Source organism: Xanthobacter sp. YC-JY1 (assembly GCF_021730305.1).
GTDB lineage: Bacteria > Pseudomonadota > Alphaproteobacteria > Rhizobiales > Xanthobacteraceae > Xanthobacter > Xanthobacter flavus.
Map to the genome: position 1 here is coordinate 2,221,824 of NZ_CP032674.1, position 13,744 is coordinate 2,235,567.

Genomic DNA, 13,744 nt, shown 5'->3' on the forward strand with positions numbered 1-13,744 from the left:
TTTCCTCCCGCCGCCGGCGCGGGGCGCGGCGACCTCAATTCTTTCGGGGTGTGATGAGGGGCGCCGCGACGTGGTCGCAGCGCCGGGGTCAGCGGACGCGGGTCAGGTGCCGCGCGTCAGTTGCCGAGGGTTTTGGCGGCGTTGTCCACGTAGGTGGTGGTGTAGGTCTTGGACAGGTCGATGGCCTTGCCCTGCACGTTCTTGGAGAACGCCTCCAGCACCTTCAGCACCGTCTCGGGACCACCGGCGGGCATGCGGCCGTCGGGCGTGAACTGCGCCTTCCCCTCGGCGAGACCCTGGATGTAGAGGTCCTTGTCGCCGACGTAATAGTCCTTCGGCATCTTCTCCGCGATCTCCGCCGCCGAGTGACTGGCGATGAAGCGCATGGTGCGCACGAAGGCGTTAGCGAGCTTCTGCGCCTCCTTCGGATGGCTCTCCAGCCAGCTTGCCTGCACGTAGAACGAGGCGGCGGGATAAAGGCCGCCGAGGGCCGCCACGGTCTTCTCTGGGGTGCGCATGTCGATGAGGATCTTGGCGACGCCCATCTTCACTAACTGGCCGATGGTCGGCTCGGTTGTCATGCCGGACTGGATCTGGTCCTGCTTCATGGCGGCGATGAAGGTGTTGCCCGCGCCCACCGGCAGCAGGGAATAGTCGCCGGGCTTCAGGCCGCCCTTGAAGGCGAGATAGCGGGTGAGAAAGTCGGTGGAGGAGCCGAGGCCGGTCACGCCCAGCGTGCGGCCCTTGAAGTCGGCCGGCGACTTGATCTGGTCGGCATACTTGGTCGCCACCATCTGCACTTCGCCGGGCGCCTGGCTGAACTGTACCACGGAGGTGATGAACTTGCCCTTGGCCTGGAGGTCGATGGTGTGATCGTAGAATCCCACCACGCCCTGCACGGCGCCGGCGAGCAGTTCGTTCTCCGCCTCGACGCCGGCGCGGGAGTTGATGAGCTACACGTCGAGCCCTTCCTCCTTGAAGTAGCCGAGCGCATTGGTGAGGGCGGCGGGCAGGTAGATCTGCTTTTCCATGCCGCCGACGATGATGGTCAGCTTCTCAGCATGAGCGGCGGCCGGGCCGAGCAGGCCGGCGGCAATGACGGCCGCGCCGGCGAGCGCCTTCAGGCGACCGCGCGCAAGAATGCGAGCAGAGGATTTCAGCATGTGATGCCCTTCCCTTGAGGGCGCCCTGCGCCCGCGTTTCCCGGTGGTGGACCTGCGGCGCTTATGAGACGGCCGGCTTCTCCACGCCAACACGGATAAACCCATGCAGCTTTCAGTCGGCTTTCATTCCTGAAAGGAACCCTAAAGGAATTGGAATGCCCTTTCGTCAGCTCGCCGGCCATGTCATGAGCAGCGAGGCTGTCAGGATCGGGCTGGAGAAACGCATCATGTCGCTGCCGTCGCGCGTCGTCGCCTCGCTCAAGGCGTCCATCGGCGATGTGGTGTTCGGCATGGAGGACGGCACCGTCTCCATCTTCGGCCTCGTCTTCGGCGTCGCCATGAGCACCAACGATCCCCGTGCGGTGCTGATCGCCGGCGCCACCGGCGCGGCTGCGGCGGCCGTGTCCATGATGGCGGGCAGCTATCTCGATGCGGAATCGGTGCGTGACGCCCGCCGCGCCCGGCGCAAGGGGCCGGTGGATGCGACGGAGGCCGCAGCGCAGGTGGAGACCGTCGCGGCGGCACTCACCCGCGGCGGCATGGCGGCGGCCGACGTGGCGCAGGTGTCAGAAGCGCTGAAGCGCGCGCCGCGCGCCACCCTCGGCCTGCGCTCCGAACTCGACGAGGCGGACGACGGCGCCAGCCCCACCTCGCACGCCTTCTGGATGTTCGTCTCGGACCTGTTCGCCGGTTTCACCCCGGTGCTGCCCTTCGCCTTCCTGCCCATGGACCAGGCGCGGATCGTCTCGCTGGTGCTGACGACGGTGCTGCTGGTGGCGCTGGGCATCGGCCGCGGCATCGTGGGGAAGCGCTCCATCGTGCGCGCCACGGCGGAGACGCTGGCCATCGCCGCCTCCGCCGCTGCGGCGGGCGTGCTGGTGGGGCGGCTGCTCTCGTAAAGCTCAGCGGCGGCGGCCGCGTCGCGGCCTGGTTTAGTCCGCGGGCGGTCTCAGCGTCTTTGAACGTCCGCCATGCGCGCCTCAAACCGCGCCACCAGCCCGGACGGCATCCACGCCTTCACGACGCCGCCCTTCCCGAGCAGTCCCATCTCGATCAGAAGAGACCCGAAGCTTCGCCGGCCGGGCTCGCTCACCATCGGGCCACCCGACTCCTGCCAGCTCATCCGAAGCGTCGGCTCGCCTGCCTCTTCGTCGATCGTCCACGACAGGTCGACCTTGCCGCCGGGGACGGACAGCGCCCCATGCTTGGCCGCGTTCGTCGCCAGCTCGTGAAGGAGCAGGGAGAGCGAGAGCGTGGTCTTCGGACCGAGTTCGATATCGGGGCCGGATGTCGCGATGCGGCCGTCGTCCCCATGAAGTTCGAGCATCGGTCGCACGACGCTCATCATGGAGGCCGCCATCCAATCCTGCTGGAGCAACTGATCGTGCGCGATGCCCATGGCCGCGATACGCCGGCAGAGGGCGTCGACCGCATCGCGCTCCTGCACGCTCTTGAGCGTCTGGGTCGCAATGGCCTGAACCATGGCCAGCGTATTCTTCATCCGGTGCGTGATCTCGGCATTCAGGATGGCCTGCTGCTTCTGCGCTTCGTCACGCTCGCGCAGGGCCTGCCGGAGCTCCAGCTGCCGCATGACCTGACGGGCGAGCACCTTGAGGGCGTCCTGCTGAAGCTGGGAAAGCTGCCGGGGCTGGTAATCCAAGACGCACAGTGTGCCGATGGCATGGCCTTCGGTGGTCTTCAACAACGCGCCTGCATAGAAGCGCAGGTTCGGCTCCCCCGTGACCAGGGGATTGCAGGCAAAGCGCGGGTCCTGGGTCGCGTCAGGAACGAGAAGAAACTCCTGTTCCAGGATCGCCTTGGCGCAGAACGAGCTGTCCAGGGGCGTCTCGCGGACCCCCAGGCCGACCTCGGCCTTGAAGAACTGACGATGTTCGGCGATGAAGTTCACGACGGCGATCGGCGTTTCGCAGATGCGCGAGGTCAATTCGGCAATCTCGTCGAAATCCCGCTCTCTCGGGCTGTCCAGCATATTGAAGCTGGCGAGCGCCTTGAGCCGCTCATTCTCCTTCAACGCTGTATTCAAAGGCGCATCCCGAGCTTGCCGACAGGTCGATTCTCAATGGCACTTTCTCGCAAGGGAGCATAGCGCTTTTCACCGAAGCCCCCGAATGCGCGGAGCGGGGCAGGGGCCAGCGGTTGGCCCGCGACCTGGTGTCCCTCGTGTGCGAAGCGGCGGCGTCTGGCATTGAACTTGTTTGCGCCCTGGCGGAGGAGCCAAGGGAGGAAGCCCGATGCAGCAAAAGCCGGACGCCGACGACTATCTCGCACTCTTCGGTCGCTACAAAGAGGATTTCGGGGATGTCTACATGGACCCCGAGGACGAGCGCTTCCGCCTGCTGTTCGACCAGATCTGCCGCATGCTGACCCAGCCTTCGCCCTTCAATCTGGCCCTGCCGGAGCAGTTCCGCTCCACGGCCTTCCGCTATCTCGAGGGCGATCCGCACACGGTGGCGCACATGACCACCATCGAGAACCGGCACTTCATGCTGAGCGACCTGTTCGACTACGTCCACCTCGTCAACACCATGGGCGGCCGCTGGGACCAGCGCGGGCGCTAAGGCGCCGCCCTACTGCGGTTCGGCGAACGCCTGCCGCACAACCGAACGGGCGCCGCGCGACCAGGCATAGTCCGCCCCCATGCGCAGCCCGCTCGAACGTAACATGACGAGTTCGCCCGTGCGTGCGTCCCGCAGCTCGATCCGCAGCGTGAACTCTGTGCGGCTGATGCGGGTGACGACCCCCACAAGCGAGAGGTCGGCGCCAAGGACGCGGGCGACCTCAGCGTCGCAGCCGTGACAACGATAAAGCGTACGTGTGCGCACCTCTTCGCCCGCCGCCGGCGCGACGTCGACCAGCGCATAGCGCGAGTTGGCGGCGACCAGCCGCCGGGCCTCCTCGGTCGCCTCGTCGAGATGGCGGCGGTCGGAGGCTGCATCCCCGGCGACCCCAGCGCCGCCGCTGAAGTCATCCAGCTCGAAAGCGAACACCGCCACGCGGGTTGGGGCATTCTCCGCCGCCCCGGCGGGTGTGGCGAGGCCGAGAAGCAGCGCGATGACGTAACGGAGGCGTTTCGGTGCGGTCTGGCAAGGCATGGGGGTCTCCCTTGGCGTGAGCGGACGCGGTTCAATCCTGCGGCACGGTCAGGATCTGGCCGGCGATGAAGGATTCCGCCCGGCGCCATGCTTCGTCGTTGTCGCCCCGGAAGGTGTAGAGCTTCTGGAACACCACGCGCCCGGCCTTCGCGGCGACCACCTCCACCTTGGCCATCTGCACCAGCGTGCTCATCTTGTGGATGCCGCCGACCACGAGCAGGTCGGCGCCCGCCTGCTTCGCCGCCTCGGCCAGCTCGGGCACCGCGCCGGCCGTGAGGGTGCAGGGGGCGGGATCGCAGTGGGGCGTCACCACGCGCAGGCCTCCGCCGGCGGCAAGGTCGGTGGCGAGGGCGGCCATGAAGGCCTTCAGCCGTGCCTGATGCTCGGCGGTCTGGTCGCGCGGCTCGCCGGAGGAGTCGCTGTAGGTGAAATCGATGATCGCCACGCCGGGCGGCTCGGCGGCCATGGCGCCGCCGCCCATGAGCGTCGCGAGGAAAGCGAGGGCGGGCAGGAACGGGAAGGGGCGCAGCGCCATGGTCGTGTCTCCGGTCTGATGGCCTGAGCGTGCCGCTCGGACCGCCCCTCGGCCAGAGACGGGTTCACGCCGGGGGCCGGGAAGATTTCCCGACGTGCGCCGGCGATCTTCCGCCCGCGCGCCGGCGTCCCTAAGGTCTTGCACCGGCATCGCGGCCGCTGCCGCGATGCCCGCCTGCGAGTAAACCGATGACCCGTTCCCGGCTCGACCTCAAGCTCCGGCTGACCCTCCAGATCGCCGGTCTAATGGCGCTGTGCCTCGCAGGAGCGGTGGGCTGGCTGCTCCTCGACGGCGCGCGGGCGGGCGAGGCGCAGGTGGCCCGCATCGCCGATCTGATGGCCCGCGATCTCGCGTTCCAGCGCCAGCAGATGCAGTGGGTGCGCGGCGCGCCAGGGGTGTTCCCCGATCTCCAGCGCCTCGCGCCGGCCCTGATGGCGCCGGGCCTGTGCATCGCCTTCCGTCCCGCCGGCGCCGATGGCTTGCAGCGCCTGTGCAGCGGCGCCGAGCCGGACGACGGGCGCACGCCGGAGCTGTTCCAGCGCCTCTATGACGGCCTGTTCGGCGCGCGGGGCACAGCAGAGCGCACCGTGGAAGTGGCGGGCGCGACGGAAGGCGTCGTCACCGTCAGCCTCGCCCCGGAGACTTTGGCGGGCAAAGCGTGGCGCGAAGTGAGCCGCCTCGCCGGGCTGGTTGCGGCCATGCTGCTGGTGCTGTGCGCGCTGGTCTATCTCGCTCTGGCGCGGGCGCTCAGGCCCACCCGCACCATCCGGGACGGGCTGGACCGGCTGACCCACGGCGACCTCTCCGCCCGCATGCCGGCCTTCGATCTCGCCGAACTGTCGGCGGTGGGGCAGGTGTTCAACGCGCTGGCGGGGCGGCTCGAGGCTGCCTTGGCGGAGAGCCGCAGCCTCACGCGTCGGCTGATCGCGGTGCAGGACGAGGAGCGGCGCTCCCTCGCCCGCGAGCTGCACGACGAGTTCGGCCAGAGCCTCGCCGCCATCGGCGCAGTGGCGGCCCTTGCCGGCCAGACGGCGGCGCGCGACTGTCCAGCCCTTGTGCCGGAATACCAGAGCATCGGCCGCACTGCCCAATCCATGATGCAGGCCCTGCGCGGTGCGCTTCTGCGCCTGCGGCCACCGGAGGTGGAGGAACTCGGCCTCGTTGCCAGCCTGGAGGGGCTGGTCGCGGGATGGAACGGCCGGCTTGGCGCCACGACCCGCTTCAGCCTCGATGTCTCCGGCCGGCTCGATCCGCTGGAACCGGCCTTCGCCGCCGGCCTCTACCGGATTGCGCAGGAGGCCATCACCAATGCCGCGAAGCATGCCGGCGCCTCCCGCGTGCGGCTCGTCCTCGCGCGCGAACGGGGGCCGGCGGGCGATGCCGTTGCGCTCACCGTGGAGGATGACGGCCGGGGTTCCCAGGCGCCGGCGGCGGACGGGTTCGGCCTGCTCGGCATGCGCGAGCGCGTGGCCGCCATGGGGGGCGAACTCTCCATCGGGACCGCAGCCGCCGGTGGCCTTCTGCTGCGTGCCGTGCTCCCGCTCCCGGCCGGGGAGGCAAGATCATGACCCAACGCATCATGCTGGTGGACGACCACGCCGTGGTGCGCGAGGGCTACCGCGCCCTTCTGGACCGCCAGCCCGGCCTCGCCGTGGTGGCGGAGGCGGGGGAGGGGGCCGAGGCCTACCGGCTGTTCAAGCAGGCGCGGCCGGATCTTGTGGTAATGGATCTGTCCCTGCCCGGCTTCGGCGGCGTGGAGGCCATCCGGCGCATCCGGCAATGGGACGGGACAGCGCGCATCCTCGTCTTCACCATGCACCAGAATGCCGCCTTCGCGGTGCAGGCCATCCGCGCTGGGGCGCAGGGCTACGTGACCAAGAGCAGCCCGCCGGAGGTGCTGATCGGCGCGGTGCGCGACGTGCTTGCCGGCCGCATGGCGTTGAGCCCGGACATCGACCACGAGCTCGCGCTCTCCCGCCTCAAGGGGACCCCTTCAGTCGCGGAGGTGCTGAGCCCGCGCGAGTTCGAGGTGCTGCGGCTGCTCCTCGCCGACAAGGGCACCGACGACATCGCCGAGACCCTGAACCTCAGCCCCAAGACGGTGGCCAACATCCGCTCCCAGATCCGCGCCAAGCTCGGCGTCCAGTCTGACATCGCCCTGACGCTCCTCGCCCTGCGGCAGGGGATTTCGGCCTGAGGCGATCAGGCCGCGGTGACCGCCACGGCTTCGATCTCGAACCGCCATTCCGGCCGGGCGAGGGCGGCGGCGATCACCAGGGTCGAGGCCGGTTTGTGGCCCTTGAGCAGCGCGGTGCGCAGCGCGCCGTAGCCGGCATAGTCGGCGGGATCGGTGAGAAACGCGGTGACCTTGGCGAGGTCGCCGAGCCCCATGCCGGCGGCCGCGAGCACCGCCTCCAGATTGGCGAAGGCGGCGCGCACCTGCCCCTCGAAATCCGCCGGCACCTGCCCCGAAGCGTCGATGCCCACCTGTCCAGAAATGTAGAGCGTGCGCACCGGGCCGCTGGCGAGCATGGCGGGGCTGTAGGGCAGGGCGGCGTCGGCGGGGGTGGCGAGTACGGGCGAGAGGGCGGGCATTCAGGCCTCCGGAGAGCAGGCGAGGGCGAGGATCGCGCGGGTGAGCGGGTCGGCGCCGCCGGCCAGGGGATCAAGTAGGGTGAAATGGTTGCGGCGCGCCGGCTCCATGTGCTGCACGGCGCCGCCACGCGCTGCCCACAGCTCGGCGAAATCGCGGCTCCATCGCTTGAAGCCGTCCGTCTCCTCGCCTCCTACGGCAGCCAGCAGCGGCATCAGCCGCGCGCCGGGTGGAAGGTCGCCGAGGCGCAGCAGCGGGCTCATCGCCGCCGCTTCCGGCGCGGAGAGGCCGAGGTCGGCATTGATGGAGGTGTGCCGCAGGGGGCGCAGGTCATACACGCCGGAAAGTCCGGCGAGGGCGCAGATGGGGCCGTCGCCCCGTTCCGCCTGATCGAGCGCCAGCATGGCGGCGAGCTGCCCGCCCGCCGAATGGCCGGCCACCACGATGCGGGAGGGGGCGAGGTTGTCCACCACCCAGCGCAGCGCGAGACGCATCTCGTCCAAGATGTCGGCTAAGCGCACGCCGGGCACGAGATCATATCCCGGCGCCACCAGCGTCACCCCGGCGGCGAGGCAGGGACCGGCGATGAAGGAGACATCGGACTTGTCCAGCGCCCGCCAGTAGCCGCCATGGATGAAGAACAGCACCGGCGCCCCTTCGCCCGCCGGGAACACATCCAGAAGACAGCGTGGCCCCGGCCCGTAGCGCTGGTCGAGCCGCCAGCTGCCGGCCGCACGCAGTGCCGCGCCGAGACGGCGATGGCCGTCATAGACGCTCTCGCGCTCGGGATGCCGGCGGCGCAGGGCGTATTCGGCTTCGAGCGCGGGATCGATGAGGGTATGCGGCATGGGATTTCCGAAAACTCACAGGCCGAGATAGGCGGCGCGCACGCCGTCGTCATGGAGCAGGTCGGCACCCGCGCCGTCGCGGACCACAGACCCTTCGGCGAGGACATAGCCGTGGGCGGCGCTGCGCAAGGCCATGCTCGCATTCTGCTCGGCAACGAGGAGGGACATGCCCTCGGCATTGAGGCGGCGGATGGTGGCGAAGATCTCCTGCACCACCTTGGGCGCGAGGCCCATGGAGGGCTCGTCCAGCAGGAGAAGGCGGGGGCGGCCCATGAGGGCGCGGCCGATGGCGAGCATCTGCTGCTCGCCGCCGGAGAGCAGCCCCGCCGCCTGCCGCCGCCGCTCGGCGAGGCGCGGGAACAGCGCGAACACCATGTCGAGATCGGCGGCGACGCCCTGCGCCCGCCGTGGCCACAGCCGGCGGAAGGCGCCCATCTCCAGATTTTCCTCCACCGTCATGGGCGCGAACACCCGGCGCCCTTCCGGCACCAGCGCCAGCCCGCGCGACAGGCGGGAGGAGGTGGAGAGGTTGGTGATGTCCGCCCCGTCGAACATGATGCGCCCCGCCGTGGGGCGGATAAGGCCGGCGAGAGTGCGCAGCAGGGTCGTCTTGCCCGCGCCGTTGGCGCCGATGAGGCAGACGGACTGCCCGCGCGCCACCTTCAGGGAAACCGCGTGCAGCACATCGGTGCCGCCATAGCCGGCGACGAGGCCTTGCACCTCAAGCATCGACCGCCTCCTCGCCGAGATAGGCGGAGAGCACCTCCGGGTGGCGGCGGACCTCTTCCGCCGTGCCCTCGGCGATGCGCCGACCGTTGTTGAGCACCAGAATGTCGTGGGAGAGCGACATGACCATGCGCATGTTGTGCTCCACCAGCAGCACGGTCATGCCGTCGCGGTTCAGGTCGCGGATGGTCTCGGCCATCTTGTCCGCCTCGGCGTGGGGCAGGCCGGCGGCGGGCTCGTCCAGCAGCAGCAGGCGGGGCTCGCAGGCGAGGGCGCGGGCCAGCTCCAGCACTTTCATCTGCCCGAAGGCCAGCGATCCCGCCGGCAGACCGGCCTTGGCGGCGAGGCCGAAGCGCTCCAGCAGGGCCATGGCGGTGGCCTCCATCGCCCGTTCCTCGGCCCCCACGGACGGGATGTGGAGGAGGGCGGACAGGGTGGTGGCGCGGCCGCGCAGATGGCGGCCCACCATCACGTTCTCCAGCACGCTCATCTCGCAGAAGATCTGCAGGTTCTGGAAGGTGCGGGCGATGCCGCGGCGGGCACGCGCGTGGGTCGGCAGGCGGTCGATGCGCGCGCCGTCGAACTTTATGGCGCCGTCGGTGGGGCGGGTGACGCCGGCGATCATGTTGAACAGCGTGGATTTGCCCGCGCCGTTGGGGCCGATCACCGCCTTGATCTCCCCGGCCTTCACGCGGAAGGAGAGGTCGTCCACGGCGGTGACGCCGGCGAAGCGGCAGGTGAGGCCTTCGACCTCCAGAAGATCACCGGTGCTGCGCGGCGTGTTCATGCCCGCCTCCTGCGCACAAGGCCGGCCAGCGCCGCGGGGATGCCGGCGAGGCCGCGGGGAAAGAGGATCAGCACCACCAGCAGGCCGAGGCCGAACAGCATCAGCTCGGCATCCTCGTAGTCGAGCAGGATCTGCGGCACGGCCGTGTAGATCAGCGCGCCCAGCATCGGCCCGTAGAAGGTGCCCGCGCCGCCGATGGCGACCATCACGAGGAGCATGATGGAGGGCGCGATGCCGAAGGTTTCCGGCGAGGCATACTGGTTGATGTGGACATAGAGACTGCCCGCGATGCCCGCCATGCCGGCGCTGAGCACGAAGACAGCGAGCTTGGTGCGGAAGCTGTCGATGCCAAGCGACTGCGCGCCTAGCTCGTTGGTCGCCACCGCGCGGATGCTGCGGCCGATGCGCGAGGCGAGGAGATTGGAGATGGCGAGCATCACCAGGAAGGCCACCGCCCAGGCCAGCGGAAAGGCCTTCGCTTCGGTGTCCAGGGCATGGCCGAAGATCGAGAAGGGCGCGACGCCGAGGAGGCCGTTGGGCCCGCCGGTGAGCCCCACCAGCTGGGTGAAGAAGACGACGAGGATGGCGTTCCACCCCAGCGTCGCCATGGCGAGGTAATGCCCCCGCAGCCGCAGCGCGGGAATGCCGATGAGGAGCGCGCCGAGACCGGCGACGACGGCGGCCGCCGGCAGCCCGGCCCAGGGCGGCAGGCCATAGCGCACGTTGAGGATGCCGCTCGCATAGGCGCCGAGGCCGAAGAAGCCGGCATGGGCGAGGGAGATCTGGCCGCCATAGCCCATCAGCAGGTTGAGCGAGGCGATGAGCACCAGATTGATGAGGGCGAGATTGGCCAGCGAAATCCAGTAGGCGTTGGGCACCACGAAGGGCACCGCCGCCAGCGCCAGCCACACCAGCGCGAGGCGGGCATGGCGGGACAGGCCGCGCCGGGGGAGGCGGCTGTGGGTCATTGGTCCGGTCTTCGCCTCGATGCTCGCCATGGCCTCACACCTTCACGATGTCGGCCCGGCCGAGCAGGCCGGAGGGGCGAACGAACAGGATGAGCAGCAGCACGGCAAAGGCGATGGCATCCTTGAAGTCGGACGAGATGTAGAAGCTGCCGAATGCCTCCAGCAGTCCCAGCGCCAGCCCGCCCACCACGGCGCCCGGCAGGCTGCCGAGCCCGCCCAGCATGGCGGCGCTGAACCCCTTGAAGCCGAACATGGCGCCCTGGTCGTAGGAGGCGAGGGTGAGGGGCGTGACAATAGCCCCGGCCAGCGCCCCCGCGAGCGCAGCGATGCCGAAGGAGAGCAGCACGGTGCTTCCCACATTCACCCCGACGATGGCCGCCGCCTCCCGGTCCGCCGCCGCCGCGCGCAAAGCCTTGCCGAGGATGGTGCGCTCGAAGAAGGCGTGCATCACCACCAGGAAGGCAAGGGTGATGGCGATGATCCAGAGCGTCTGGCTCTGGATGCTCACCCCGCCGACCGAGAGCGCGGTGTTGCCGGAGAAGCCGGAATAGCCCACCGGCTTCTTGCCCAGCACCAGCATCACGAGGCTGCGGCTGACGATGGAGAGGCCGATGGTGACGAGGGTGATGACGAGGGCATCCGGCTTTTTCAGCGGCTGCACCGTGAGCCGCTCGGAGAGCAGGCCCACGATGCCCACCAGCACCACCGCCGTCACCACCGCGAGGCCGATGCTGGAGAAGGCGCCGATGAGGAGGGCGGTGACCATGCCGCCCATCACCACCCATTCCCCTTGGGCGAAATTCATCGCGCCGGTGCTCTTGAAGACCACGTTGAAGCCGAGCGCCACCAGCGCATAGACGGCGCCCGTGCCGATGCCGGCTGACAGAACCTGGAGGAGGGCGGTTGCGGTCTGCATGGGGGTGACGGCCAGCCTTCGGCGCGTTGGAAATGACGTGCCCCGTCAGGGGATGAAGGTCCCGGCCGCCGCGCTCCGGAGCAATCAGGGCTTTCCCCCGTGGACGCGGACGGCCGGGACAGGTTCGGGCTGGGCGCGAGGCCCGCCCGCTTCCTCGGAACGAGACGCCCGAGGGGTCAGAAACTGCGCATGCGGTTGGTCTCGAACAAGGGCACCATCACCCCCAGTTCCGCGAGGCGGGCGCGGGCGTTGCCGGCGAAGGTGGCGAGCGCATCCTCCTCGGCCGCGCGCGGCGCGCCGCCGAGACCGGCCTCGGCCGTGATCGCATCGGCTTCCGCTTCGGCCGCAGCGTGCTCGGGCGCGAGCCAGGGGCAGTGATAGCCCTTCAGCACCACGTCCCGCACATAGTCGGACAGCTCGGCGGCGATGGTCTCGCGCTCCGCCTTCGTCCAGCCCTCCGCCTTGGCGGCGAGATAGAGCCAGCCGAAGGCGGCGTGGCGCTCCTTGTCGGCAATCACGAAGTCGAGCATGGACTGCACGGCCGGATTGGTGGCGGCGGCGCGCCAGGCCTTCGCGAGTTCCAGCTCCAGCCCGTCCTCGAAGGCGGCGTGGGCGGCCACGTAGGCGTCGAGCAACTGGCCGGCATCCATCACCCGGCGGTGCAGGTGGCGGTTGAAGACGGCCTCATAGGCCTTGGCCGCCGGCCGGGCGAGGCGACCGCCGAAGGTCTCGGCGATCTTGTCGTAGCACTCGACGTGCCACGCCTCTTCGGTGTTGCGGGTGGTGAGGTAGAATTTCGGGTCGATCTCCCGGCCCACCTCCATGCAGAAACGCACGATGAGGGCCGGCGTCTCGGTGAGGCCGGTGGCCTCGGTCCACACCCGCCGGCTCCAGGTGCGGCGGGCGGCGGCGCGCACTTCCTCCGGATAGGTCTCCGGCTTGAGCGCGCTCCAGTCCACGTCGCGATGCGGGTTCCAGCGGCCGGCCTTGCCCGTGTCATAGAGCGCGCGGATCTCCGGCAGCGTGACGTTCATCTCGAGCGGAAACCGCCGCTCGACGAGAAGCCGCACCGGCGGCAGCGAGGGCTCGGCCCGCGTGGCGTGGAGCGGCATGTCAGATGGTCCCGAGCTTGGGATGCGTGAACGGGGGCAGTTCGATGCCGAGCGCGCGCATCTGCTCGCGGATGCGCTGCACGGTCGCGATGAAGACCGGCTTTTCCTCGTCCTCCACGGTGGCGCCAAGTCCCGCCTCGTAGGTGATGCGGTCGGCCTCCACCTCGGCGTTGGAGGCCGGGTTCTCCGGCGCCAGCCATGCGCTGTGGTAGCCGTTCAGCTCCACCTTCTCCATCATGGTGATGACGGCATCCTCGATCATCTTCTTCTGATCGGGGGTGAGCTGCTCGCAGATGGCTTCGAGGAAATACCAGCCGAAGGCGCAGTGCCGGCTTTCATCGCGCATGATGTAGCGCACGATCTGCTTGGCGACCGGATCATGGGTGACGTCGTTCAGGTGCTTGAAGACGTCGAAGGCGATCTCCTCCGCCGTGCAGACGAGGGCGGCGATGATGCCCTCCAGCGGCACGTCGGCATTGAGGGCGGCGCGGCGCACGCCGTGGGTGGAGACGGAGCCCTCGAAGAGCTGCTGCACCGGCTTCTCGATATAGCCGCCGAGCTTCTCCGCCATGGCGTGGCAGACCTCGGCGTGGCGCGCTTCTTCCTGGGAGCGGATGGTGAAGAAGAGCTGCATGTCGGAGGGGCGGTTCTCCACGCCGAAGCGCACCTGAAGCGCCGGGCTTTCGGAGATGGCGCCATACTCGCTCCACGCCCGGCGGCTCCAGTAGAGCCGCGCCGCGTAGCGCTGCTCGTCGGTGTATTTCGCGGGGTCGAGCTGGTCCCAGTCCACGTCGGTCTTGGGGTCCCACTGGTTCCGCGTCGCCGCGTGGAACAGCTCGCGGATGCGCGGCAGATCGGAATTGAAGGTCAGCGGAAACCGGTCCTCGGGGGCATCCAGCAGCGTCTGGACCATCTCGAACGCCTGCTCGGCGGACATGTCACGCGAAAGGGCCATGGGTGTTTCCTCCCGTTGGTGTTTCCCG

15 protein-coding genes and 1 pseudogene are annotated in these 13,744 nt (G+C 69.2%); 4 read left to right on the forward strand and 12 right to left on the reverse strand.

The window, feature by feature from the left end:
- Window positions 1-116: 116 nt before the first annotated feature.
- Window positions 117-1,163, reverse strand: a pseudogene (locus tag D7006_RS10320) (ABC transporter substrate-binding protein).
- Window positions 1,164-1,318: 155 nt separating this feature from the next.
- Between D7006_RS10320 and D7006_RS10325 the strand changes: the two are divergent.
- Window positions 1,319-2,062 (forward strand): VIT1/CCC1 transporter family protein, encoded by a 744-nt coding sequence (locus D7006_RS10325; RefSeq protein ID WP_237356543.1) that lies wholly within the window; start codon window positions 1,319-1,321, stop codon window positions 2,060-2,062.
- 50 nt (window positions 2,063-2,112) lie between these two features.
- On the opposite strand, the gene D7006_RS10330 is transcribed toward D7006_RS10325, so the two are convergent.
- Window positions 2,113-3,195: an HWE histidine kinase domain-containing protein gene (locus tag D7006_RS10330; RefSeq protein ID WP_237356544.1), complete on the reverse strand. Its 1,083-nt coding sequence runs from the start codon at window positions 3,193-3,195 to the stop codon at window positions 2,113-2,115.
- A 220-nt stretch (window positions 3,196-3,415) separates the two neighbouring features.
- On the opposite strand from D7006_RS10330, the gene D7006_RS10335 reads away from it, so the two are divergent.
- Complete coding sequence (locus tag D7006_RS10335) at window positions 3,416-3,742, forward strand: hypothetical protein (protein ID WP_169120986.1); 327 nt, start codon at window positions 3,416-3,418, stop codon at window positions 3,740-3,742.
- A gap of 9 nt (window positions 3,743-3,751) precedes the next feature.
- Here the strand turns inward: D7006_RS10335 and D7006_RS10340 are convergent, their stop codons facing one another.
- A complete protein-coding gene (locus D7006_RS10340) occupies window positions 3,752-4,276 on the reverse strand; it encodes a DUF3280 domain-containing protein (RefSeq protein ID WP_237356545.1) in 525 nt (174 codons plus the stop codon).
- A 31-nt stretch (window positions 4,277-4,307) separates the two neighbouring features.
- Window positions 4,308-4,811 carry a DUF2380 domain-containing protein gene (locus D7006_RS10345; RefSeq protein WP_237356546.1) on the reverse strand — a complete coding sequence of 168 codons (504 nt, stop codon included), beginning with the start codon at window positions 4,809-4,811 and terminating at the stop codon, window positions 4,308-4,310.
- A gap of 188 nt (window positions 4,812-4,999) precedes the next feature.
- Between D7006_RS10345 and D7006_RS10350 the strand changes: the two genes are divergently transcribed.
- Window positions 5,000-6,379, forward strand: a complete 1,380-nt coding sequence (locus D7006_RS10350; RefSeq protein WP_237356547.1) for a histidine kinase — start codon at window positions 5,000-5,002, stop codon at window positions 6,377-6,379.
- Window positions 6,376-7,008: a response regulator transcription factor gene (locus D7006_RS10355; RefSeq protein WP_237356548.1), complete on the forward strand. Its 633-nt coding sequence runs from the start codon at window positions 6,376-6,378 to the stop codon at window positions 7,006-7,008. Before D7006_RS10350 ends, D7006_RS10355 begins: the two co-directional genes overlap by 4 nt.
- Before the next feature lie 5 nt (window positions 7,009-7,013).
- On the opposite strand, the gene D7006_RS10360 is transcribed toward D7006_RS10355, so the two are convergent.
- From D7006_RS10360 to D7006_RS10395, 8 genes are all read right to left on the reverse strand, one after another.
- The gene (locus D7006_RS10360) at window positions 7,014-7,406 is read right to left on the reverse strand and encodes a RidA family protein (RefSeq protein ID WP_237356549.1); all 393 of its coding nucleotides are present in this window, start codon (window positions 7,404-7,406) and stop codon (window positions 7,014-7,016) included.
- Window positions 7,407-8,252: an alpha/beta hydrolase gene (locus tag D7006_RS10365; protein ID WP_237356550.1), complete on the reverse strand. Its 846-nt coding sequence runs from the start codon at window positions 8,250-8,252 to the stop codon at window positions 7,407-7,409.
- Between the two features lie 15 nt (window positions 8,253-8,267).
- Window positions 8,268-8,981: an ABC transporter ATP-binding protein gene (locus D7006_RS10370; protein ID WP_237356551.1), complete on the reverse strand. Its 714-nt coding sequence runs from the start codon at window positions 8,979-8,981 to the stop codon at window positions 8,268-8,270.
- Window positions 8,974-9,765: an ABC transporter ATP-binding protein gene (locus D7006_RS10375; protein WP_237356552.1), complete on the reverse strand. Its 792-nt coding sequence runs from the start codon at window positions 9,763-9,765 to the stop codon at window positions 8,974-8,976. Before D7006_RS10375 ends, D7006_RS10370 begins: the two co-directional genes overlap by 8 nt.
- Window positions 9,762-10,763, reverse strand: a complete 1,002-nt coding sequence (locus D7006_RS10380; RefSeq protein WP_237356553.1) for a branched-chain amino acid ABC transporter permease — start codon at window positions 10,761-10,763, stop codon at window positions 9,762-9,764. Before D7006_RS10380 ends, D7006_RS10375 begins: the two co-directional genes overlap by 4 nt.
- A gap of 4 nt (window positions 10,764-10,767) precedes the next feature.
- Entirely contained in the window at window positions 10,768-11,649 is an 882-nt protein-coding gene (locus D7006_RS10385) for a branched-chain amino acid ABC transporter permease (RefSeq protein ID WP_237356554.1), read from the reverse strand.
- A 176-nt stretch (window positions 11,650-11,825) separates the two neighbouring features.
- Window positions 11,826-12,761: a hypothetical protein gene (locus D7006_RS10390; protein ID WP_237356555.1), complete on the reverse strand. Its 936-nt coding sequence runs from the start codon at window positions 12,759-12,761 to the stop codon at window positions 11,826-11,828.
- Between the two features lies 1 nt (window position 12,762).
- Entirely contained in the window at window positions 12,763-13,716 is a 954-nt protein-coding gene (locus D7006_RS10395) for a ferritin-like domain-containing protein (RefSeq protein ID WP_237356556.1), read from the reverse strand.
- Between the last annotated feature and the right edge of the window lie 28 nt (window positions 13,717-13,744).

Coding starts and splice junctions, on each gene's coding strand:
- D7006_RS10325 (WP_237356543.1), top strand. CDS start 1,319: ATGCCCTTTCGTCAGCTCGCCGGCCATGTCATGAGCAGCGAGGCTGTC.
- D7006_RS10335 (WP_169120986.1), top strand. CDS start 3,416: ATGCAGCAAAAGCCGGACGCCGACGACTATCTCGCACTCTTCGGTCGC.
- D7006_RS10340 (WP_237356545.1), bottom strand. CDS start 4,276: ATGCCTTGCCAGACCGCACCGAAACGCCTCCGTTACGTCATCGCGCTG.
- D7006_RS10345 (WP_237356546.1), bottom strand. CDS start 4,811: ATGGCGCTGCGCCCCTTCCCGTTCCTGCCCGCCCTCGCTTTCCTCGCG.
- D7006_RS10350 (WP_237356547.1), top strand. CDS start 5,000: ATGACCCGTTCCCGGCTCGACCTCAAGCTCCGGCTGACCCTCCAGATC.
- D7006_RS10355 (WP_237356548.1), top strand. CDS start 6,376: ATGACCCAACGCATCATGCTGGTGGACGACCACGCCGTGGTGCGCGAG.
- D7006_RS10360 (WP_237356549.1), bottom strand. CDS start 7,406: ATGCCCGCCCTCTCGCCCGTACTCGCCACCCCCGCCGACGCCGCCCTG.
- D7006_RS10365 (WP_237356550.1), bottom strand. CDS start 8,252: ATGCCGCATACCCTCATCGATCCCGCGCTCGAAGCCGAATACGCCCTG.
- D7006_RS10370 (WP_237356551.1), bottom strand. CDS start 8,981: ATGCTTGAGGTGCAAGGCCTCGTCGCCGGCTATGGCGGCACCGATGTG.
- D7006_RS10375 (WP_237356552.1), bottom strand. CDS start 9,765: ATGAACACGCCGCGCAGCACCGGTGATCTTCTGGAGGTCGAAGGCCTC.
- D7006_RS10380 (WP_237356553.1), bottom strand. CDS start 10,763: ATGGCGAGCATCGAGGCGAAGACCGGACCAATGACCCACAGCCGCCTC.
- D7006_RS10385 (WP_237356554.1), bottom strand. CDS start 11,649: ATGCAGACCGCAACCGCCCTCCTCCAGGTTCTGTCAGCCGGCATCGGC.
- D7006_RS10390 (WP_237356555.1), bottom strand. CDS start 12,761: ATGCCGCTCCACGCCACGCGGGCCGAGCCCTCGCTGCCGCCGGTGCGG.
- D7006_RS10395 (WP_237356556.1), bottom strand. CDS start 13,716: ATGGCCCTTTCGCGTGACATGTCCGCCGAGCAGGCGTTCGAGATGGTC.